A 19,861-nucleotide genomic window follows, 5' to 3' on the forward strand; every position below is an offset into this window, starting at 1 on the left:
GCACCGATTTTAGAACGGGCGCGTTTTAGAACAGATTGAGCGATCGCAACCTTTGGCAAAGGCAGCTTTTTGATCATCGCAAGTGATCATGGCAAGATACAGCGATCGCAAGCAGCACTAACTTTCATTCATCTTAGTGTTTCAGATTTCGCATTTCTAGCAATCATTTAGAAATTATCCAGCAATCACAGTTCTATTTTTGGAATTTACAAGGGATTGTCACCGTGAATGTGCTGCCAACGTTAACTTCACTATTTACGATGATGGTTCCTTGGTAAGCGCGGACGAGTTGATCTGCGATCGCAAGCCCCAATCCTGTGCCACCAATCGTGCCTACGTTAGAGCCTCGATAAAATGGCGTAAATAACTCTGCGAGTTCGCTTTGAGGGATACCAATTCCTTGGTCTTGAATCCGAAACGCGATCGCACCAGAGTCATACTGCAACTCAAACCGAATTTCACCTTTAGACGAATACTTGATGGCGTTAGACAGCAAATTGCTGAGAATATGCCGTAGCAGCGTAGGATCGAGAACGAGCGTTTGTGTCTCAAATACGTCATTTGCAGAGAAGCGGATCGTGATCTCGTGATCCAATTCTCTCAACTCATCGATCAGCACTCGACAAAACACCAAAAGATTTAACGCAACGGGACGAAATGAAATATCTCCCGATCGGCTCTGACAGAGCAAAGAGGAGTAATCGAGCAATTGCCCCATGCGCCGTACAGACGATCGCGCCCGATCTAAACATGTGAGTTTCTGCAACGATCGCGACGAATAATCTTCTTGCTCTAATTCCTCGATCCAATCAAACGTCACCAAAAGGGTGCTCAACGGGGTGCGTAACTCATGGTCAACCGATCGCATAAACTGAGTTTGCCGCCGCCGATGGGCAATTTCTTGATGCAGGGTTTCTTGCAGCGTTGTTTGCGTCTGTTTAGCGTGGGTTTGGGTTTGGTGATGAGAGAGAGCCGTTGCGATCGCAGCCCTCAAGGCTTCCGTCTCCCACGGGTTGGCAAGATACACCCTGTTCCATCGCTCCAGCACCGGGTCAGCCAAACGAAGTCCCTGAACGCCAAAGATCACAATCGGCAGGTTCATCTCTGCCCCGATTGCCTCTACTAGCCCCGGTTGAACAGATGCAGCAATTCGCGCATCCAGCATCACAAGCTCAGGCTGCACCTGCCAAACCCTCTCGCGCAGGGCGCTCAAGCACGATGCGATCGCAACGTCATAGCCTAATCTGATCAGACGATGCTTTAGATCCAACTTAACCCATGGTTCTTGTGCAATCACCAAGATGCTGCTGATTATCATATGATTTATCTCGCAGAGTCCCAACTTTTATGGGCAAGATCATACGCTATTGCACGCATGAGACTTTTATTTGTGGAAGATGATTCAGAATTTGCCGCACAACTGAGCGGCGCGCTGATGCAGCAGCACTATATTGTCGATATTGCCACAGATGGAGAAACCGCTTGGAGTCTGCTGCAAACCGTGCCCTATGATCTGATTTTGCTAGATCTGATGCTGCCAAAACTGAATGGCTTGGAGCTATGTCAGCGCATTCGCAGTCAAGGATCGTCTATGCCCATTTTGTTTCTCACCGCAAAAAACACGATCGATGACAAAGTTTTGGGTCTTGATGCCGGAGCAGACGACTACCTAACAAAGCCGGTCGGGGTGCGAGAAGTGACAGCCCGCCTTCGAGCGTTGTTGCGTCGCCGCGCAGTGCCCATCGTTCCGGCTCTCACATGGGGGCTGTTGCAACTTGATCTCGGCTGCCACGAAGCCACTTATGGCGGCACCCCTCTTTCTCTGACGCCCAAAGAATATATGTTGCTAGAACTCTTGCTGCGGCGGGGAGATTGGGTGCACAAGCACGCGGCTATTTTAGAGCAGCTATGGGCATTTGATCGCGATCCGCCTAGTGAAGATGCGGTGCGATCGCACATTAAAGGGTTGCGTCGCAAACTCAAAGCGGTTGGTGCCGCCGATTTAATTGAAACCGTGTATGGCGTAGGCTATCGGCTAAATCCGATCTACCTAACGTCTTCTGTGCAGAACGAAGCGCTCCTGCGATCGCGTCCGTCGGATTCAATGGCGACAGACGATCGCGCAGATCAGAAACGACCCTGCATTGCCTCGAAAATTCTGGTCGTCGATCGCAATGCCCCGCACCTTGAGTTGATTCAACACACGCTAGAACCTTTTGGGTTAGAAGTCGTATTATCAAATGATCCGATGACCCTTTGGCAAGCCTTAGATACTCACCGTCCTGATGTTTTGGTGTTGGGGGCGGATATGCCAGCGGTCGATCGGCTTACCCTATGCCGTGTGCTACGGAAAGACCTGCGCTGGAACTGGCTGCCAACGCTGATTTTGACCTCTGAAACTGACCCAGAAACCATTCATCAGATTTTTGAGGCGGGCGCAGATGATTTTGCCCACCAGCCCATTGTGGCGTCGGAACTGGTGACCCGAATTCTTAACCGATTGGAACGGGTACGAATGATTTACAGTTCCTTCGAGATGAAGCAAAGCACTTGCAACAATCCTCATCAACAAGCTGAGAAATTGGTTCTTGAATGAATACTGCTCAACCGTTGGTTACTCACCAGAAGCACAATGGGTAATAAAAATCGGTAGCAGAATTACATTGTGTGTTTAAACTGTATCAAGAAGTACAAAGCCTTTTGGACTCGCTTTACTTATATTGATCAGCTTAATCAACAAATATTGATTAAAAGTTCTTGCGATGAATGCAGACACGCTAGCGGCAATAGACTCTACGGCTGAGACATTTCATATTTTATTAGTTGAAGCAAATGAAGATGATGCTAATTTGCTCCGTCGAGTTTTTTTTCGGGCAGGGCGAGACCTCTGGAACGTGGTGCAGGTTGAGCAACTCGAAGAAGCGATCGAGTTAGTGTTTGAGTCAAGCTGCTGCTTTAAGTTTGATGCCGTTCTGCTCGACCTCGATTTATCCGATTCTACTGGGCTGGCAACCCTAACTCGGTTTCGCGCCGAAATCCCCGACCTCCCGGTGATTATTTTGACCACCCTGGATGATGATGACCTTGCCGTGCGCGCTATTCAAGCAGGCGCTCAAGACTATTTACTCAAAGATGAAACGACGATTCGACAACTGATTGGCGCGATTCATTATGCGATCGCCCGTCACAACGTTATTAATTTCTCAAAAAATAATTAATTGACTATCCGCACCGCTAATTAAATCGTAATTTCTAAAAGGTGGAGAACTTGGGAATTTAGCACGCCGCCGTTTCAAACTCAGCTTTTGAAACGGTTCTTGCCTAGGTGCGATCGCAATTTTCCCCTCGGTTTGGTTCCCAAATCTACCAATTTTCTCCTCATCTTTTTCATATTTAGGACTTAACCTATTAAGGCAATGTGCTCAATTCCACTCATACCCTTTCACTCATACTGTATGGTTCGTAGTTTTCCCCTGTTCCCCAAAGCGCCTCGCCGCTCCCCTTGTATCTTCTACCGTTCTGCCAAAACTGTGCCCCCCGTTTTTGGAGAAGCCAGATGAGAATACAAGATATTTATCACTTTTTTCAGTCCCCGCAGCCGGTTTTTCTAAACCAAGAACTAGCGGTGTGCTACATCGCAGAAGTTCTTGCTGAACATCAATCTTACGGAACCGAACTGATTCAGCACCTAGAAGCCCGATACCCAAAGTTTCGGCTTTCAGACACCGTATTGTGCGCCGCGCTTAAATTTTTAGAACGGGAAGAGATGGTAACGTCTTACTGGAAAAAGGTAGAAGGGCGGGGGCGTCCACGCCGGATGTATGAGCTAAATACCGACAAGCGCCAGATGGCTCAAAACCTAGCTCACCTGTGGCAACAATATGCTACAAAGCTGGAGGTAGGTCGCCAACCCGTCGAACAACACTAGTGGTCTGTCACGTTTGAAATGATGAACTGGGAATTGATGAGTGGATGAGTGGATGAGTGGATGGGTGGATGAGTGGATGGGTCATCTCCCTCCACCCTCTCACCCCTCTCCCCTCACCCCTCTCTCCTGCACCCCCCAACCTCAAGCCTTCGTAAGAAGAAATCAAATTAGAATGAGGTCATGAGCCACACCAAAATCGGTCAGTCGGCTTTTTTGACTATGAATGGCACATCATCATGAAGCTTTCTAAGAAGAATCTCGAAGGGCGGCTTGACCATGTTTACGATGCGATCGTCGTAGGTGGCGGGGCAGGAGGTCTATCTGCTGCCGTTTATCTACAGCGCTATCGTCTATCCTCCCTAGTCGTAGAAAAAGGACGGGGGCGATCGTTCTGGATGCAAGAGCTTCGCAACTATTTAGGATTGCCGCCCGAAACACCCGGAAGAACCCTCTTACAGCAAGGACAATCTCACCTCCAATCAGTGGGTGGAGATTACCTGTCCGGCTTTGTCGAAGCCGTTGAAGACGAAGGCGAGACCTTTGCTGTCACCGTCAAAATCGGCAAAACCGACCCGATTTACCCCGTCTTCCGCTCAAAATATCTCGTGTCTGCCAGTGGCATTATCGATCATCTGCCGCAACTCGAAGATCAGCAAAACGTGTTTGACTACGCAGGCTACAATCTGCACGTCTGCATGATTTGCGATGGCTACGACATGGCAGACCAAAAATGCGGGTTGTTCGTCAACTCTGAAGCGGCAATTCATACTGCCTTTGTCTTAAATTGGTTTACGCCTTACATCACCGTATTTACCCAAGGGCTATGCGAAGTTGGGCAGGACATGCGAGACAAACTCAAGGCGCACGGCTATCCCCTGATCGAAACGCCGTTAAAGCGATTTGTCGGACAAAACCACCACATGAGCGGGGTTGAACTCACAGACGGAACCACCGTAGACTTAGAGACGGGTCTCATCTCAATGGGTTCGCATTATTACAACCAATACCTGAAAGGGCTTGACCTAGACTGGAAAGGTGGCAATTTAGTCACAGACGGCATGTGCCGCACCTCTCACCCGCGAATTTTTGCCCTAGGCGACCTCAAAGAAGGTCTAAATCAAGTTTCAATTGCGGTTGCAGATGGTACATTGGCTGCAACCGCAATTTGGCGAGATATTCGGCGATCGGCTCCTCCCCGGTTGTGGGAAGAACACGTCTCTCTCGCCCAACACCAAACTTAGATAAACCCCCTTAGATAACGGAGTAACTCAATCGTGACTGACACCCCCCGTCTGCAAGAATTTCAGGCTGAAGTTGTGCGTCTGCAAGAAGAATTGCAAATGCGCGATCAGCTAGTGCAACAACTGTCTCAAGAATTGTTCCGCTTGGTGAAAGGCAACGTCAATACAACGGCGGCGGCGGTTCCTAGCCAGCATGAACCCTCAGAACGGCACCTCGACGAGATGCGGGCACTGCGCGAGCAACTCCACGGGATCGAAGAGCAAGTAACGTTTTATCAAGGGCAGATCGAAGATCGAACTGTCGAGGTTCGCGACCTTAAACAATCGGTTGAAGAACTAACTGAGCGTTCGAGAATGCTGGAGCAAGTGGTGCAAGAACTACCGAAGATTTATCGGCAGAAGTTTGCGGAGCGGATGGCACCGGTGAAAGAAAAGGTGGCCATGATTCAGCGCGAAAACCGCCAGCTTCATGCAGAGCTACAGAGTGTGAGCTACCGTCTAGCTGTGAAAAATCGTCGGGCGTCGGATTTAGATTTACCCAGTTTTGCACGGGGTGATTTGTCGCTGCCTAGTTTTGGCAATGCCTAGTGGTCTGTCAAGATTGAAATGGGGGGACTAGGAGGAGAGGAGGAGCCTCGTAATCGGAACCCTCCACCCCTCTACCCCTCCACTCAACGTTGACACTCTACTAGAGCGGTTTGGCAAATAGCGCAATTAGTCAGGGCAATAATCGCGCTGGTCGAGAGAAGAAGCAAAGGCTCACGATTTGTTAACCTATCTTAAGAAACGATAGTTTGACCTCTTGATTTAGTCTCTTATGTTGCTTCGCCCTGATCAACGCCACAAACTCGATAGTTCTGACGATCAACAGTTTTACGATGATCCGCGCTTTGTCACCCATGTGGATGAAGGATTTATCCAAAGATTGACCGATCTATATCGCAATTCTCTCTCTCCCAATACTCGGATCTTTGACATGATGAGTAGCTGGGTGTCTCATCTGCCCGATGAGATGGAATTTGAGCATGTCGAAGGGCATGGCATGAATGAAGCAGAACTTGCCAAGAATCCTCGATTGGATCATTACTTTGTGCAAAATCTGAACGAGAACCCGAAGTTTCCCCTCAACGATCAGTCGTTTGATGCTGTGTTAAACACGGTGTCAATCCAGTATTTGCAGTATCCCGAAGCGATTTTCGCAGAGATTTATCGGGTTTTGAAACCGGGAGGAATTGCGATCGCGAGTTTCTCCAATCGGATGTTTTATCAAAAAGCGATCGCAGCATGGCGAGACAATACCGAAGCAGGGCGGGTTGAATTGGTCAAAACTTATTTCAACTCGGTTCCCGGATTTTCTGAACCGAAAGTGATTCAGCATCAGTCTCAAGTTCCTAGTTTCATGCAAATGCTGGGCATGGGAGGAGGCGACCCGTTTTACGCTGTGATTGGGACTCGCGCAAACACGCAGTGACCGCTATAATCACTACCCAGTCATTTCACTAGATTGAGGAAAGATACTGATGAATTCCAGTGAAAAATCAATTTAGTATTATGCCTCAATCTAACGGCATGACGGACACACAAAATGACAGAGACATAGACGACTTTATCGACAAGATTCATTGCGGAGATTGCTTAACTATACTGAGTTCAATGCCAAGTCAATCCATTGATTTAGTTGCGGCTTCTCCTCCTTAGGCAAAGAAAAGGAATCGCATAAAACCTTAAAGATTAAAGATTTTTTCTACTTTCCATCCTTCTCTAGCCAAGCCCGCATCTTCCCTGGATTCAACAATCCGTAAGGGTCAACTTTCTGTTTAAATTGAAGTTGAGCCGTGTCTACCATTTTCATACCGCCGTCTTCAATCAAATACGTATGGGGATTGAAAATATAAGCCCCTTTAGACTCGTGATATTTAATAATCTCATTGAGGCGTTCTTCGGTAGAATAGCGAACTAATTGAAGGGAGGCAGGGCGTGCTGTTCCGCCATAGCGCAAAAACTCTAAATGCATCATCACTTCATCTCCAAAATGATGATACATATGCTCAAGAAGTTGTAAATTCTTGTCATCTGGAAATAGGGTTTGTAGATAGGTAATCGTTGGGTCAACGCTGCGAGCATGAAGTGTCGTATGATTCCAAGAATATTCTGCGATCGCGGCTCCTCTACTCGCATCTTGGGCGCTTTTTTGATACACAATTGTGCCCTTAAAATCTTTTACAAATTCATTTAATGGTTCTAAACAGGTTTCAGAAATCATGAGGAAAGCACAATGCGTTCCCTCAGGAAGGTAGCTTTTGAGGGCAGCAAAATACTTTGGGATCGGATCAGGACAAATACACACTAATTTCTTGATCATTCCATCTGCATCACTCAGCGTTTGACCAAATTGCGCCGCGCTCATGAAATCGGAAAACGACACAATGATTTCTGTCCAAGGATATGCCGGAGCCAAGGGAATTTCTAGTTCGGTAATAATGCCATTGGTGCCGTAGGCGTGCGCCACTTTGTAAACGTCATCGCCTCGCAGTTCGATCGCGCGGGGCTGATCTTCCATCGTCACCACTCGAACAGCTAAAAGATTGCCGCGATCGCGCAGTTGTCCGTACGTTACCGAGCCAATTCCACCACTGCCGCCACCAACAAAGCCACCGATCGTTGCCGTTCGATAGGTCGAAGGAGCCATGCGAATTTCCCAGCCGATGTCTCGCGTTTGCTTGTCGATCGCAGCTAACTTTGCTCCAGGCTCCACACAGGCTAAACCGGGTTTCATCCACTTCACGGCGCTCATTCTCGTCATATCCAAAATGACGCCCCCTGCAAGCGGAATGCACTGTCCGTAATTTCCGGTTCCTGCACCTCGCACCGTTAGCGGAATTTTGTAGTTCACACATGCCTGAGCCACACGCAACACCTCGGCTTCGTTCGCTGGGCGGATCACGACATCGCCTACCTTGTCTTTGAGTTGAGGCGTGAGGACAGGGCTGAAGTGATAGTAATCCTGCGATAGTTTGGCGACTTGGTTCGGTTCGGTGATGAGGTCGAGTCCGTTAAGGTCGCTCAAAAGCGCGTCTAAATTGGTGGTAGGTAAGGTCATGATGCTGATGAAGCCTTAGTATGTCTAAACTATAAGGCTATTCAGGGAGAAATTTAGTATCTAAAACCTCTGAAATCGAGTAAGGGCAAGCTTGGGGAAAGGTTTCAGGAGATAAACCGGTTTCTGCTGCGGCTTGGGCAACAGCGTTTCGATAGCATTTCTCAAGCACCGCACTTGGATAAGCGTTGAGACTGGGAGAATCTTCGATGATGTCTTCAATTCGCTGACGATGCTCGACGATGCTACCTTTCCAACTACCGCTTCTCCTGTTAGGTTGATGGTGCCATTTCAGGAGGTGCACTAAAAGAACGATGAGATTACTTCTCAACCGTTGGCGTTCTCGGCGTGCCATTCCTTCTAGTTCCTCGATCACATTTTTCCAATCTACGGACGAATAATCGTGATGCTTTAGTTTTTGGATTGTGCTTTCAATCCACTGAAAATAGTCTGCTTCGTAGACATCTGATTGACGGGATTCTAAATCTGTATTCATGATTGAATTACCTTATTTATGTGTTTGATTAGAGGATGATTCAGGGAGGAAGCTGGAGTCTAAAATCTTGATCACTGAGTAAGGGCAAACCGGAGGAAAGGTTTCAGGTGACAGACGTGTTTGGATCGCGGCTTGTTCGATTGCATCTGTATAGCTCTCAGGGATGATCTCTTCTAAAAATGGCTGCAAGCTGGGTGAATCTCTCAATGCTTTTCGGATTCGTCTGCGATGTTCGGCAATGCTGTTTTGCCAACTGATACTTCTTTTTTCGGGCTGGTAGTGCCACTTGAGTAGATGGATCAAAACAATCGTGAGATTGCTCTCAAATCCTCTACGCTCACCCCGTCCCAGATCTTCAATTTCCTCGATTAAGTTGTCCCAATCTATATTGGTGTAGTCGCGATCTTTTAAGTTGGAGACCGTCGTTTCAATCCACTTCAAATAGTCAGTTTCATATAGCTTGGTTTGTAGATGTATGTTCATTGCAAACGACTCCTAAAACTACTTCACAAATAGGTCATCTAACTCAGCATAATCGGGTAATGCCGTATCGATCGCGGTTCCGTTTCTGAGAACGATTCGATCGTGCTGCGATCGCGACAAGAGTTCACTGTAGTTTCGCGCTTTGAATAAAATTAAATCCGCAGGCAGACCAACGCCAATCCGCCCCACATCAGGTAACCCCATCAGATCTGCTGGAGTTGACGTAATAGAGTTGACCCAATCTCCATAAGGATGATCGAGGTGAGCAATGCGAACAGACATGTTAAAAACTTCAAGCCCATCATGATCACCAAATGCAAAAAATGGATCTCGGCAATTATCAGATGCGATCGCAACCGGAACCTTAGCTTGCTTAAGTTCGTGCAATAACGTCACGCCTCGCCAACGGGGAGTTTGTTTCGGCATTCGACCCTGCAAATATAGATTGCACATCGGTAAGCTTACTACTCCAATTCCAGCTTTTTTTACAAGTTGAATTGTTTTATTTGCCTCAGCATTTTCCTGAACTGCCAAACTACAGCAATGCCCGCACACCACGTTACCTTTGTATTTATGACGGATAATGGCTTGTGCAATATGTCGCAAAGTTATTGAATTTGAATCATTCGTTTCATCGCTATGAAAATCAAGATTGAGATTGCGATCTTTTGCCAACGCAAACACTCGATCTAATTGTTGATCAATGTCAGGATTCATGTAAGCAACACCGCCTAAAATACCCTCTGATTCGGCAACTAAATCAGCTAATTTATCACCTTCAGGTGCAAGAAAATAATCTAACGGTACAAGCGAAACGGCTTGAAGAATCATGCGATTAGCACAAGGCGCAACTCCGGAGGAACCATGCCACTGTCGCCTCAATTCTCGAAACACACTGAAGCTCATCTCGCCCTGTTTTCCAAATGCATCAATATGTGTGCGAATTGCGGCGGTGCCGTGGGCATAACTGCACTTTAACCCAAATTCCATTCGGCGATAAACCTCGTCCGCATTCCACTTTTTAGCGTCAGATTGTGCGGTTTTGAGGGCGCTATCAAACGTGCCATCCGGGTTTGGCGTGCGCGGCGAACTGTGCCCTTTGTCTAAATGCGTGTGCAAATCCACAAAGCACGCCAGCACCATGCCTCCTTTTAGATCTAACGATGGATAGGTGTAACTATCAAAGGTTCCGGCCGCTAAAATCGTTGAAATTGACCCATCGGCAATCTCTAAATCCACAAGCAGTAAGCCATCGTTTGCGGCTTTGCGGCTTGTCCATTTATTGCCGCTCACAATCAGCGACGATGGGATGTGGGCATTTCGGAGCCAGTAATGGGTTGCATCAAAAATCATAGGAGGCAAGTAGCTGTAAGGACTCAAATATGTATTATTTTCAGCGATCGCGGCTAAGAATCGTTTGGTCGGTTCATTCTAAACGAGAGTTGCCCTCTGATTTCTCTGCCCTGCTTCATCGAGCCAACGTAAACCCCACTGTAAAACTAAGACAACCTCAGCATTTTTATCGGGCTTTATCTAAATTTGGTTTCTTTTCCCGCCTCGCTCTTCTCATCTCTTGAAGATCGACTAAGATTGGCTTGAGAGATCCCAGGTATGTCTTATGCGTCGTCGCTCTTCTTCAGTTTCGAGTCGGTATTTCCTAGCTCGGTTGCGCCCGTTGGGGCGTCCCATGGTTTGGGGCCCTGCGATCGCGCTATTGCTGCTCACGTTGTTCACTTGGGATTGGTGGACTCGCCCCGAATGGTCAGCCTATTTTAGTGAAAGCCCCAACCGTGAAGAACCTGTCTCGCGAGAAGATCAAGCGATCGGGGCAGACATTGATTCGCTGCCCGTTTTGCTCAATGACATTGGCATCCGGTCAGGCAGCAATCAAGCCAAGCCAGCAGAACAACCCGCGCTGGGTCAACCGGGGGGAACCACCGCACCCCAAAGTTTAGGAAGTAATGCAGCGAGTTTGGCAACTGCGTTTCCTGAAACCACTCCCGCTCAACCCGGAATTTTTGGCGCGCTCAATAATGGTCTAGCAAATCAATATGGTCAGGCAGTTTCACCAAATAGTGGACAAAGCGACTCTGCTGCCCAACCGAGTGTAGCAGGCGAAAATCTCTTCGGCTTGGCTCCCCTTTCGCCGACCGTTCCTACAAAAAGCCCCTTACAAGAGGCGATGACTCGTCTTGATGCAACACCTGCCTCAACTCCATCAGGGGGAAATCTGCCCACCAGACTTGCTGATCAGCCGCCCATGCCGGTTGAAGGAACAACCCGCTTGGACAGTCCGGGCATTGATGCGACGAAGCCAACTCAACCGGCTAGCAATTCCTACACCACTCTAGTTGAAGGGTCTCAACCCTACGCTCCGCCAGCAAACTATCCTGCTACGGTAGCGCCCCCAGTTGCGTCGCCGTCCATCGGTCCAAACAGCAACTTGCCGCCGCTAAACTTGGCAGATCCGGTCGGGCAACCTGTCGCGCCAACACCCGCCAACCCGTTTGGAACCTCTGTTTACGGCTCTCCCTCTTCTACCCTAGATGCGCCAGCACAGCCCTTTTCAGCACCTCGCCAAATTCCAGGACGAACGATCGGCGGCGGGAAAATTAACACGTTCTCAAATCCTTAGCAACGATTTCTCCTGCTTTAGCGAGGCGAAGCTAGCGACGTTGGACATAGTGCAATTTTGGGATATTGGGTTAACATTTGGTTAAGTTAGAGTTAAGCTAAGAAACTACTCCCGATCTAAATAGCGATCGCGGGAATTCTAGGTCATCCATGTTCGCCAGTTTCGGCAAGCGATGGCATTTTTTGTGAACTGAAATGGAGAAAGCTCTTTAAATGAGGAGATAAGAAAAGATGTCGGATCAATATAACTTTTTGTACCCTCGCAGTCGCTATCGCGGCGCGGTTAAGCCTGAAAACTTGGTCTTCAATGCCAATTTGCAAGAATTTTCTCAGCGCGTGAGCTATATTTCCTGTCTGGAAACAGGCGGTAAGCTGTCGCCGGAAGAATCTTATCGAGAGATTCGATCGCTTTGGAAACAGCTTAAAAAAAGCCGGAAACAGCTAGGCATTGGGACTAACAATCCGAATTCAGATAATTCTTAGTCAAGATGGCAGCTACGGCTCAGCAGTGCTGCGCTGTTCTCAGATCTGTATTCTGATAAACGTCTGAATTTTGATAATCGTTTAGACTTGTTGTTAGCAAAAGGGCTACCAAACAAACACTACACTGTCATGACAAACACTGTCATGCGACAGAAGAAAGGGGTTGTCTGGCGGCAACACGCTGATAGTACTGTTGCAACTGCTTCGTCGCGGCTGCCCAACTCCAGCGTTCTGCCTCTTGCCGTGCATTACGGCGCAATGTTTCTCGCTCTTCTGTTTGAGACAAAAGATAACGGGTGGCTACGATCGCACCTCCATCATCGTTTGGATCAAACAAAAATCCGTTTACCCCGTCTTCCACAATGTCGGGAATTCCCCCCGATCGCGCTGCCACCACCGGGCAACCCGCCGCCATCGCTTCCAGCAACACTAGCCCCAACGTCTCCGTGCGAGAGGGAAACACAAAAGCATCGGCAGAGGCAAAGGCAGACGCCAATTCCTGCCCTCCAAGATAGCCCACAAAATGGGTTGGCGTGTTGGCAAAATGCTTCTCCAACGCTTGCCGATTAGGTCCATCTCCCACCAAGGCTAAGCGGGCATTGGGAATCGCATCGAGAATCGGTTTGATGCGATCGATTTCTTTTTCGGCAGAAAGACGACCCACATAAAGCAGTAATGGGGCTTCGGGATGCCCTTGGCTCAAGCGATTCCGCATGGCTAAGCTAGCGAGATGGGGCTGAAAGGTTTCGGTATCCACTCCTCTTTGCCACAAATTTACCCGCTCGATGCCGTGTTCTGACAGAGCGTGCAGCATTGCTGTAGACGTACACAAATTTATCGCCGCTTGGTTATGTCCAGCCTTTAGGAGTTCCCACAGCACCCCTTCTAACATGCCCAAGCCGTAATGGTGGAGATATTCGGGCAGATGGGTATGGTAAGACGCGATTAATGGAATGTTTAGAGACTTGCTATAGAATAAGCCAGCCAATCCAAGAACAGCAGGATTCACAATGTGAACAAGGTCGGGTTTGAAGTTGGATAATTCATACCCGATCGCAGGTCGTGGCAACGACATCTTCAATTCTGGATATAACGGTAACGGAAATCCAGACACGCCATAAATTCTTGCGCCTTTATATTCAGTCAATCCCCCGTCGGGCGAGAAAATCAAGACTTCATCACCCAGGCGTTGGAGGTGATCAACCGTGTGCCGCAACCGAGTAACAATGCCATCAACTTTTGGGAGAAACGTCTCAGTAAACAAAGCGATTCGCATAAATCAAGAGATGAACAACAAGATTACTGACGAGGGTGAGGCAGAGCGCACAGCCTGTGGATGCCGATTGCAACTATCACACCCCCCAGCAAACCACCGACTCTTTACTGCAAAACAGTTGAGCCGATGGCGCAATTCTGCCCACTTGCCGATGGATAGCTCTTGCACAGGTGCGCCTGCAACGGCGAGGGTTGCATACTTTTGATGCCTCTGCTCTAGCGCCGCCCAATCGGCAACTAGATAAAAAGCGCTGAGCGCCATCGCTCCGAATCCGGGCAATGCGGTTGTGAGCAACAGGATCAAAACCCGAACCTTCATGAGTTAGCGCTTCCAGGTCACTTTGGGCAGAATTTGCGACTCATCGACTCGGTGCTTATATTTCATGGTGAAATTGAGTAAAGAATCGAGCAAGGAATCGGATAGGAAGTGAGGCTGAAGCCCCAGATCGAGGAGGTTGGTGTTTTTGGCGTTGAAGTAGTGTTCTTCTTTCTCGATTCGAGGATTATCGGTATTTTGCACCTCTACTTTGATTCCAAGGGCTGATCCAGCGTTCTGCACCATGGTTGCGAGGTCACCAACGCTAAACATTTCGGTAAATTGGTTGAAGACTCGAAACTCTCCGGGGTTAGCCGGAGTTGCGATCGCAAGCTCAACACATCGCACCGTATCGCGAATATCCAACAGTCCGCGAGTTTGTCCGCCTGTGCCATAGACTGTGAGCGGATGCCCTACCGCCGCTTGAATGCAGAATCGGTTGAGGGCTGTGCCAAAAATGCCATCGTAGTCAAGGCGGTTGATCAACAGATCATCCATGCCGGTTTCTTCGGTCAAGACTCCATAAACAATGCCTTGGTTTAGATCAGTGGCACGCAAGCCCCAAATTTTACAGGCAAAATGAATGTTGTGAGAATCATGCACTTTGCTGAGGTGATACATGCTTCCGGGCTGTTTCGGGTAGGGCAAAGTATCTTTACGCCCGTTGTGTTCGATCGTGATATAGCCTTCTTCGATGTCAATGTTGGGCGTCCCATATTCGCCCATGGTGCCAAGCTTCACTAAATGGCAATCGGGGAAACGCTCTTTGATGATGTAGAGCAGATTGAGCGTACCGACCACATTATTAACCTGAGTCAGAACCGCATGTTCGCGATCGATCATAGAGAAGGGAGCAGAGCGCTGTTCGCCAAAGTGAACGACGGCTTGCGGCTCAAACTGATTCAGCGTCTTATCGAGAAACTCGTAGTTGGTGATGTCACCGATGAATAGATCGATCGTCTTTCCGGTCAGGTCTTTCCATCGCTTCAAGCGTTGTTGAATCGGCGCGATCGGCGTTAGAGTATCAAGGCATAGCTCATTGTCCCAATGCCGCCGCACTAGACTATCCAAAATTCCGACGTCGTAGCCTCGATTTGACAAGTACAAGGCTGTCGCCCAACCGCAATAGCCATCACCACCAATAACTAGAACTTTCATCTTGCTCAATCTTATGTGCTGATACTTTGCCAAATCTACCAGGTTTGGGGGCGCAGTTGATAGTAGTTAAGGAGGGGGGCGCGCGAGAAGAGAAGGTAGAGATTAAGACGAGAGGGCAGAAACCGATCGATTGATTTAACCCAAGGTTAAGAGAAAACGAGAATTGGAGCAGGTTTCGAGGGGGATTCTCAGACTTAGCCTGGCTCTAGGGCAGTTGGTAACCGTGTGTACTGACCCCATCAAGGATCTACAGAAACCAAGACAAGAAATCGTAGAGCAGCTTTTTGATCCTCAAGGCGCTATTAAGTCGGCGCAAGGTTTTGCCGTTCAGGTCTTGCCAGTTGGCATAGGTGTTTGACCCTGGGCAGATAAGAAATGACAATCAAATGATTTCTTATCTGCCACCCAATGTAGAGCAATGCACGCCCTGAATTGCGAGATCTTCTTAGATGCAAGAATGTGGTGTCTAAAGTAGAAGTATTAGAATCAGCAAAAACTATGCCTGATCTACCCCGCCCTTCAGGTCGTCTTTTACATCTTCTTTGAGGTGGCGAGCCGATGCTTCCACTTGTTTTGCTTTCCCTTCCATCTGATCTTTAGGATCGCCAGTCACGTTACCTACTGCTTCTTGCACCTTACCTTCGATGTTTTTAGCGGCTGCTTTTGCTCGTTCTTCTAAACTCATAATGTTGCTCCTTTGTTTACTTAATTTACTCGCTTCTCAACTAACCGCTAGATTTCCGAAGAGCAATAGCCGCAGTTGATATAGGCTGTTCTCTTTTGCTTTTGATGTAGCAAAGTTAGTGTAGTAAAGAAGGTACGAGAAGTTGGACAAGCGGATCATCGACCCAAAGATAGAAATTGCTATTGATATAGCTCGCCAAGTTCCCACTTAAGAAAGAGGTAAAGCCGCGATCGCATCTAACTTTGCTCTATCACATTCTCTATCTATGGGGAGGCACACTTGATTGGATAGGTCTGATAAGTTGGAGCCTATGTGAACATCGCATTGAACATGAAACTAACACATCAGAGATGCGACGTTCAATGAACTTGATACAAATACACCAACAGAGCTAAGCATTGCCTACGATAGAAGCTAGCGCAACAAAGACAACGCAAGAATATGAAGAGAGCCTCAAGGCTTCTGCCATTTCTGACGTTCGTATTTGCGGTGTTTTGCCAAACTATCTTGAATGCTACTGCGAGACTCTTAGCTGACTTATGCTGTTACACATGATGTCACACAAGTTAACAGTCTTTGTATCAAGCCGATCTGTTGCAAAGTACAAAAAAATATACACACGAGGAAATTATGAGTCAAGATTCTAATAACGCTAGAACACCTGCTACAGATTCATCGGATCGAGTGCAAGACGATAGCTACGATAGAGGCATTATTCCCGCAGAGACGGCTGCCCGCAAAGAGCGGGAGGGCAACCAATTTAAGACCACTCCGAGCGAGGCGCGAGAAGCAGGCGCATCGACAGATGATCAGACCGACAGTGAGAGTATCAGAACCACAGACGGATACACCGTTGACAAAGAAGGACTGACGAATAATTACGCGATCGAGCCAGAAATGTATTACGAAGAGCCGGGAGATGCAAAACAGGCAGAAGAAGAAGCGGCAGCAGAGCGAGCCGAAGAATATCGCGAGATCAACCAGGATGAAGAAGGAAAGCTAACCATGGAGGGTGATCAGCGCGGTAGAGGTACAGGAGCGGTTTAGGCACAGCGCGATCGTTTTGGCGTCAATTGGACAGTCAGTCAGCCAGCCAGTTTGACGGTGCCAAGGGTTAACCTAATGCTTTGCCGCAGAGACCATTGTTGCGATCGCAGCGGAGAGGGCAGCACAATCCGCAAACGCTAACGGAGCAAACCACTATAGCGATGGCTAAAGTCTGACTCTAGCCATCGCTTTGCTGATCGGCATCACCAATCATCCCGAAAAATAGCACTCTAGCAAGTATGACAAAAAACCCGATTCTGCCTAAGCTGTGCTGTTGTAATCCTCTACTATCAACCCTTTCAGCCTTTCGGTGAGGTTTAAATCCGACGCTTGTTTTAGCCCATCGTTCTCGTGAGCAAAACAGGGCAATTTGCGTACACCCGTACATAGTCAGACAGAGATGTGCCCAGCAGCCGATCGAGATCGGGCAATCCTTTAGCGATCGAGGGGCGGCGATCAGGAGAACCCAGAATCAGCAAATCAGTTTTTACGTCTTCTGCCGCGCGGCAAATCGCCTCTCCTGCTTTGCCCCTTGTCACAATGCAGCGATAGTTGATACCCAACCGTTTGGCATCTGCGATCGCACCTGCAAACACCGCATCTTTCTCGGCTTCTGCGCCTGTTTTATCGGTTGCTTTGGGATCAGAACTAACATTGACTAGATTGAGTTGTCCACCTTTGATGTCTCGCAGAAGAAAAAGAGCAAGTTTGAGACCCTGTTTTGCCGCTTCAGACTTATCGATCGCAACGGTAATTCGGCTCAGGTTCCGGACGTAAATATCGTCTTTGACCAGCAACATCGGGCGCGAAGTCAACTGAAATACATACTGACTGACAGAATTTTCTAAAATAGAGACGAGACGCTTTAAGCCGCGTGACCCCATAATAATTAGGTCGGCATCCATTTCATCTGCCACCTTGAGAACGACATCTTTTGGGTCGCCTTGGCGCAAAATTGCAGACACCCGGTTTGGGTCGAGCTTTAGTGACTCAACAGCTTTGCCTAGCAGCTTTCCGCCGTCTTCCCAGCGCTGAGACATAGCTTCAGAGGTCACTTGTTCGGGCACAACGTGCAGCACCGTTACCGATGCCCGTTGAATGGAGGGAATTTCCATCAAAGCTCTTAACATCTCTTGGGAATTCCCGGTTCCTGAATCAGCAAGCAAAATTTTTTCTATCATGGCGTTACCTCGGTTTAATTTAGACTAGAAAAAATGGAAGTTCACCGTTCACCCTCAACGTAGTGAATTATGATATCCGTTACCTGTAGGTGACTCTAGTAGTGGTTTTTGTAGGACGATCGTAAACGTGACCGAACACTCTCAACTCCCCACTTCCAATATTATCCAACCTTCGCTGTCTGTCGTTGCAGAAGATTGGTTTGAGTATATTGTGAAAGTGCATCCTCACCATACAGACTATGCCGGAATGGTCTGGCATGGAACGTATTTGACCTGGATGGAAGAAGCCCGTATTGAATGTTTACGATCGCTGGGTATTGACTTTGCCGATTTGGTTGCCGCAGGCTGTAATCTACCTGTGGTTGAAGTCTCGATTCGTTATCATCAACCGATGCGAATGGGCATGGAAGCCGTGATCAAGACGCGCATCGGAGATATGGAAGGGGTGCGAATTTATTGCGACTATCAGATTCAATCGCTGAGCGGCGATGTGTTATTTCTCACGGGTCGCATCACCATAGTGGCGGTGGATCTTGCCAATGGAAAGGTGATGCGGCGGTTGCCACCAGCGATGAAAGATGCGCTGGAAAAAATGAGGTAGAGTCATCTTCGGTGGAGTTTGTTCAAAATGCACCCGTTATGGTCTGACCACTCTTGGCCACTGCACTTGTTTAGGACTACCCTCAAGCTTAAGGCTTAAACCATAAAATTTACCGTTTTCGTATCGCGGTTCTGCTCTGACGCGACGGGATTAGTCTTCAGTGTTGCCTCTGGTGTAGAAACAGATGCTGCAACATTTGATGATGATGAGGAAGAGGTTGTTGTGACAACCACTCGTACTGAAGAACAAGTGTTGAACGTTCCCCATTCCGTAACGAACAGTTTGAACAACAAACGGGAATTAACCGCAACTTGGGTGATGTTTTTGGTCAACTCGTTCCGGGGTTTGATCCTCCTAATGGTATTGGCAGCAGTACTGGTTTTCAGTCATTGCGAGGGCGAGCGATTTCCGTACTGATTGATGGGGTGCCGTTGAGCGACAACTCTGGTCTGAGTCGTCAACCACGAACGATTGATCCAGCCGCAATTAAAAGAGTTGAGATTGTCCGGGGACAAAGTACACTCTACTGACGGTCTATGTGCAGCACGAGACATTACCAGGTTGAACCAATCGTTTGCAAGCCCTATATGTTGGTGGGCGCGATCGCGCCTTTGATGCCAGGGTAGATTTAGTGGACATCAGCAGCTACGTCGTATTCGACTTTGTTACCAGTATTGCTCTTGGTCCCGGAAACCTGCAAATTGGGATTCACAATCTATTCAACAACCAAGATTTTCCGGTCGCGTCTCAATACTTGGCTGGGTTTGATGAGCAGTTTAATGCCGCTGGTGTGGGGCGCACGCTGCGAGTGGGCTATTCGGTGACATGGTGAGAGATGATGACTAATTTCTTTTGCGCCGAAGAATCGCGCCATGCTGGAGAAGATCCGATCGGAACTGCCGCCACCCACCCAACCTATGTGTTGGTTGAATGTCCACCTCTCTGGGGAGAGGATGAATTTGCCGCTTCCATCTCCGAACAGCTACGCGCATTCATTAATCAGGTTTACACCACTAAGCAATTGCCTTTCCAGAAGGTCGGTATTATGGACGACTGGTGACAGTAGGGGCGATCGTACTGACGCGCTGCTGGAAGACCTGGGTGAGGCATTGTTAGATTTCACCCGTGTGGCGGATTTAGAGGCTTGGTTGGAGGCGCGCTAGCGAAGCTCACCGAAGGTACCGATAACAGAGCGCGTGCTGCTTCGCAGATACCGCAAGGGTCGCTAAAATTGAA

Annotated in this window: 23 protein-coding genes and 1 pseudogene; 14 read left to right on the top strand and 10 right to left on the bottom strand. The window is 48.3% G+C overall.

The genetic code is table 11. The features are described 5' to 3' along the window. Nucleotides 1-193 precede the first annotated feature (193 nt). On the bottom strand, nt 194-1,318 hold the full coding sequence (locus GS601_RS06115) for an ATP-binding protein (RefSeq protein ID WP_162422380.1): 1,125 nt from the start codon (nt 1,316-1,318) through the stop codon (nt 194-196). A gap of 57 nt (nt 1,319-1,375) precedes the next feature. Between GS601_RS06115 and GS601_RS06120 the strand changes: the two genes are divergently transcribed. The 6 genes from GS601_RS06120 to GS601_RS06145 all read left to right on the top strand — a co-directional run bounded on the left by GS601_RS06120 (nt 1,376) and on the right by GS601_RS06145 (nt 6,640). Continuing rightward, nucleotides 1,376-2,596 carry a response regulator transcription factor gene (locus tag GS601_RS06120; protein WP_162422381.1) on the top strand — a complete coding sequence of 407 codons (1,221 nt, stop codon included), beginning with the start codon at nt 1,376-1,378 and terminating at the stop codon, nt 2,594-2,596. Between the two features lie 166 nt (nt 2,597-2,762). Further along, the gene (locus GS601_RS06125) at nt 2,763-3,218 is read left to right on the top strand and encodes a response regulator (protein ID WP_162422382.1); all 456 of its coding nucleotides are present in this window, start codon (nt 2,763-2,765) and stop codon (nt 3,216-3,218) included. 338 nt (nt 3,219-3,556) lie between these two features. Further along, nucleotides 3,557-3,928, top strand: coding sequence for a PadR family transcriptional regulator (locus GS601_RS06130; RefSeq protein WP_162422383.1), 372 nt, complete (start codon nt 3,557-3,559; stop codon nt 3,926-3,928). 236 nt (nt 3,929-4,164) lie between these two features. Further along, nucleotides 4,165-5,169, top strand: a complete 1,005-nt coding sequence (locus GS601_RS06135; RefSeq protein ID WP_162422384.1) for an NAD(P)/FAD-dependent oxidoreductase — start codon at nt 4,165-4,167, stop codon at nt 5,167-5,169. A gap of 33 nt (nt 5,170-5,202) precedes the next feature. Further along, nucleotides 5,203-5,757, top strand: coding sequence for an Npun_F5560 family protein (locus tag GS601_RS06140; protein ID WP_338016972.1), 555 nt, complete (start codon nt 5,203-5,205; stop codon nt 5,755-5,757). A 229-nt stretch (nt 5,758-5,986) separates the two neighbouring features. Continuing rightward, entirely contained in the window at nt 5,987-6,640 is a 654-nt protein-coding gene (locus GS601_RS06145) for a class I SAM-dependent methyltransferase (protein WP_162422385.1), read from the top strand. A 273-nt stretch (nt 6,641-6,913) separates the two neighbouring features. On the opposite strand, the gene GS601_RS06150 is transcribed toward GS601_RS06145, so the two are convergent. Genes GS601_RS06150 through GS601_RS06165 form a run of 4 tightly spaced genes read right to left on the bottom strand, consistent with a single transcriptional unit; the run spans nt 6,914 to nt 10,598 of the window. After that, nucleotides 6,914-8,269: an FAD-binding oxidoreductase gene (locus GS601_RS06150; protein WP_162422386.1), complete on the bottom strand. Its 1,356-nt coding sequence runs from the start codon at nt 8,267-8,269 to the stop codon at nt 6,914-6,916. Nucleotides 8,270-8,306: 37 nt separating this feature from the next. Continuing rightward, entirely contained in the window at nt 8,307-8,762 is a 456-nt protein-coding gene (locus tag GS601_RS06155) for a DUF29 domain-containing protein (protein WP_162422387.1), read from the bottom strand. A 12-nt stretch (nt 8,763-8,774) separates the two neighbouring features. Continuing rightward, the gene (locus tag GS601_RS06160) at nt 8,775-9,245 is read right to left on the bottom strand and encodes a DUF29 domain-containing protein (protein WP_162422388.1); all 471 of its coding nucleotides are present in this window, start codon (nt 9,243-9,245) and stop codon (nt 8,775-8,777) included. Nucleotides 9,246-9,263: 18 nt separating this feature from the next. Beyond that, nucleotides 9,264-10,598, bottom strand: coding sequence for a cytosine deaminase (locus GS601_RS06165; RefSeq protein WP_162422389.1), 1,335 nt, complete (start codon nt 10,596-10,598; stop codon nt 9,264-9,266). Nucleotides 10,599-10,863: 265 nt separating this feature from the next. Between GS601_RS06165 and GS601_RS06170 the strand changes: the two genes are divergently transcribed. Both GS601_RS06170 and GS601_RS06175 read left to right on the top strand, forming a co-directional pair. Beyond that, nucleotides 10,864-11,880 carry a hypothetical protein gene (locus tag GS601_RS06170; protein WP_162422390.1) on the top strand — a complete coding sequence of 339 codons (1,017 nt, stop codon included), beginning with the start codon at nt 10,864-10,866 and terminating at the stop codon, nt 11,878-11,880. Between the two features lie 230 nt (nt 11,881-12,110). Then, entirely contained in the window at nt 12,111-12,362 is a 252-nt protein-coding gene (locus GS601_RS06175; RefSeq protein ID WP_162422391.1) for a DUF7219 family protein, read from the top strand. Nucleotides 12,363-12,504: 142 nt separating this feature from the next. On the opposite strand, the gene GS601_RS06180 is transcribed toward GS601_RS06175, so the two are convergent. From GS601_RS06180 to GS601_RS06195, 4 genes are all read right to left on the bottom strand, one after another. Beyond that, entirely contained in the window at nt 12,505-13,638 is a 1,134-nt protein-coding gene (locus tag GS601_RS06180; protein ID WP_162422392.1) for a glycosyltransferase family 4 protein, read from the bottom strand. A gap of 3 nt (nt 13,639-13,641) precedes the next feature. Continuing rightward, on the bottom strand, nt 13,642-13,956 hold the full coding sequence (locus tag GS601_RS06185) for a hypothetical protein (RefSeq protein WP_202924892.1): 315 nt from the start codon (nt 13,954-13,956) through the stop codon (nt 13,642-13,644). Nucleotides 13,957-13,959: 3 nt separating this feature from the next. Next, a complete protein-coding gene (locus tag GS601_RS06190) occupies nt 13,960-15,111 on the bottom strand; it encodes an NAD-dependent epimerase/dehydratase family protein (RefSeq protein WP_162422393.1) in 1,152 nt (383 codons plus the stop codon). A gap of 496 nt (nt 15,112-15,607) precedes the next feature. Continuing rightward, complete coding sequence (locus tag GS601_RS06195; protein ID WP_162422394.1) at nt 15,608-15,796, bottom strand: CsbD family protein; 189 nt, start codon at nt 15,794-15,796, stop codon at nt 15,608-15,610. 630 nt (nt 15,797-16,426) lie between these two features. Here GS601_RS06195 and GS601_RS06200 point away from each other — a divergent pair. After that, on the top strand, nt 16,427-16,843 hold the full coding sequence (locus GS601_RS06200; RefSeq protein WP_162422395.1) for a hypothetical protein: 417 nt from the start codon (nt 16,427-16,429) through the stop codon (nt 16,841-16,843). Between the two features lie 335 nt (nt 16,844-17,178). Here GS601_RS06200 and GS601_RS06205 read toward each other — a convergent pair whose 3' ends face one another. Further along, nucleotides 17,179-18,024 (bottom strand): universal stress protein, encoded by an 846-nt coding sequence (locus tag GS601_RS06205; protein WP_162422396.1) that lies wholly within the window; start codon nt 18,022-18,024, stop codon nt 17,179-17,181. A gap of 127 nt (nt 18,025-18,151) precedes the next feature. Between GS601_RS06205 and GS601_RS06210 the strand changes: the two genes are divergently transcribed. The 5 genes and pseudogenes from GS601_RS06210 (at nt 18,152) to GS601_RS23890 (ending at nt 19,788) form a co-directional block, all read left to right on the top strand. Further along, on the top strand, nt 18,152-18,625 hold the full coding sequence (locus GS601_RS06210) for a thioesterase family protein (RefSeq protein WP_162422397.1): 474 nt from the start codon (nt 18,152-18,154) through the stop codon (nt 18,623-18,625). Nucleotides 18,626-18,903: 278 nt separating this feature from the next. Next, a pseudogene (locus GS601_RS23885) lies at nt 18,904-19,155 on the top strand (TonB-dependent receptor plug domain-containing protein); the annotation flags it as partial. Nucleotides 19,156-19,199: 44 nt separating this feature from the next. Further along, complete coding sequence (locus GS601_RS06220) at nt 19,200-19,457, top strand: TonB-dependent receptor (RefSeq protein WP_162422398.1); 258 nt, start codon at nt 19,200-19,202, stop codon at nt 19,455-19,457. Nucleotides 19,458-19,460: 3 nt separating this feature from the next. After that, nucleotides 19,461-19,685, top strand: coding sequence for a hypothetical protein (locus GS601_RS23100; protein WP_238393107.1), 225 nt, complete (start codon nt 19,461-19,463; stop codon nt 19,683-19,685). A gap of 28 nt (nt 19,686-19,713) precedes the next feature. Then, complete coding sequence (locus tag GS601_RS23890) at nt 19,714-19,788, top strand: DUF4351 domain-containing protein (protein WP_420800301.1); 75 nt, start codon at nt 19,714-19,716, stop codon at nt 19,786-19,788. Nucleotides 19,789-19,861 lie beyond the last annotated feature (73 nt).

The organism is Myxacorys almedinensis A (genome assembly GCF_010091945.1).
GTDB classification, from domain to species: Bacteria; Cyanobacteriota; Cyanobacteriia; order Leptolyngbyales; family Leptolyngbyaceae; genus Myxacorys; species Myxacorys almedinensis.

Coding starts and splice junctions, on each gene's coding strand:
- GS601_RS06120 (WP_162422381.1), top strand. CDS start 1,376: ATGAGACTTTTATTTGTGGAAGATGATTCAGAATTTGCCGCACAACTG.
- GS601_RS06130 (WP_162422383.1), top strand. CDS start 3,557: ATGAGAATACAAGATATTTATCACTTTTTTCAGTCCCCGCAGCCGGTT.
- GS601_RS06180 (WP_162422392.1), bottom strand. CDS start 13,638: ATGCGAATCGCTTTGTTTACTGAGACGTTTCTCCCAAAAGTTGATGGC.
- GS601_RS06205 (WP_162422396.1), bottom strand. CDS start 18,024: ATGATAGAAAAAATTTTGCTTGCTGATTCAGGAACCGGGAATTCCCAA.
- GS601_RS06190 (WP_162422393.1), bottom strand. CDS start 15,111: ATGAAAGTTCTAGTTATTGGTGGTGATGGCTATTGCGGTTGGGCGACA.
- GS601_RS06150 (WP_162422386.1), bottom strand. CDS start 8,269: ATGACCTTACCTACCACCAATTTAGACGCGCTTTTGAGCGACCTTAAC.
- GS601_RS06135 (WP_162422384.1), top strand. CDS start 4,165: ATGAAGCTTTCTAAGAAGAATCTCGAAGGGCGGCTTGACCATGTTTAC.
- GS601_RS06145 (WP_162422385.1), top strand. CDS start 5,987: ATGTTGCTTCGCCCTGATCAACGCCACAAACTCGATAGTTCTGACGAT.
- GS601_RS06175 (WP_162422391.1), top strand. CDS start 12,111: ATGTCGGATCAATATAACTTTTTGTACCCTCGCAGTCGCTATCGCGGC.
- GS601_RS06195 (WP_162422394.1), bottom strand. CDS start 15,796: ATGAGTTTAGAAGAACGAGCAAAAGCAGCCGCTAAAAACATCGAAGGT.
- GS601_RS06155 (WP_162422387.1), bottom strand. CDS start 8,762: ATGAATACAGATTTAGAATCCCGTCAATCAGATGTCTACGAAGCAGAC.
- GS601_RS06160 (WP_162422388.1), bottom strand. CDS start 9,245: ATGAACATACATCTACAAACCAAGCTATATGAAACTGACTATTTGAAG.
- GS601_RS23100 (WP_238393107.1), top strand. CDS start 19,461: ATGATGACTAATTTCTTTTGCGCCGAAGAATCGCGCCATGCTGGAGAA.
- GS601_RS06185 (WP_202924892.1), bottom strand. CDS start 13,956: ATGAAGGTTCGGGTTTTGATCCTGTTGCTCACAACCGCATTGCCCGGA.
- GS601_RS06200 (WP_162422395.1), top strand. CDS start 16,427: ATGAGTCAAGATTCTAATAACGCTAGAACACCTGCTACAGATTCATCG.
- GS601_RS06115 (WP_162422380.1), bottom strand. CDS start 1,318: ATGATAATCAGCAGCATCTTGGTGATTGCACAAGAACCATGGGTTAAG.
- GS601_RS06125 (WP_162422382.1), top strand. CDS start 2,763: ATGAATGCAGACACGCTAGCGGCAATAGACTCTACGGCTGAGACATTT.
- GS601_RS06165 (WP_162422389.1), bottom strand. CDS start 10,598: ATGATTTTTGATGCAACCCATTACTGGCTCCGAAATGCCCACATCCCA.
- GS601_RS06170 (WP_162422390.1), top strand. CDS start 10,864: ATGCGTCGTCGCTCTTCTTCAGTTTCGAGTCGGTATTTCCTAGCTCGG.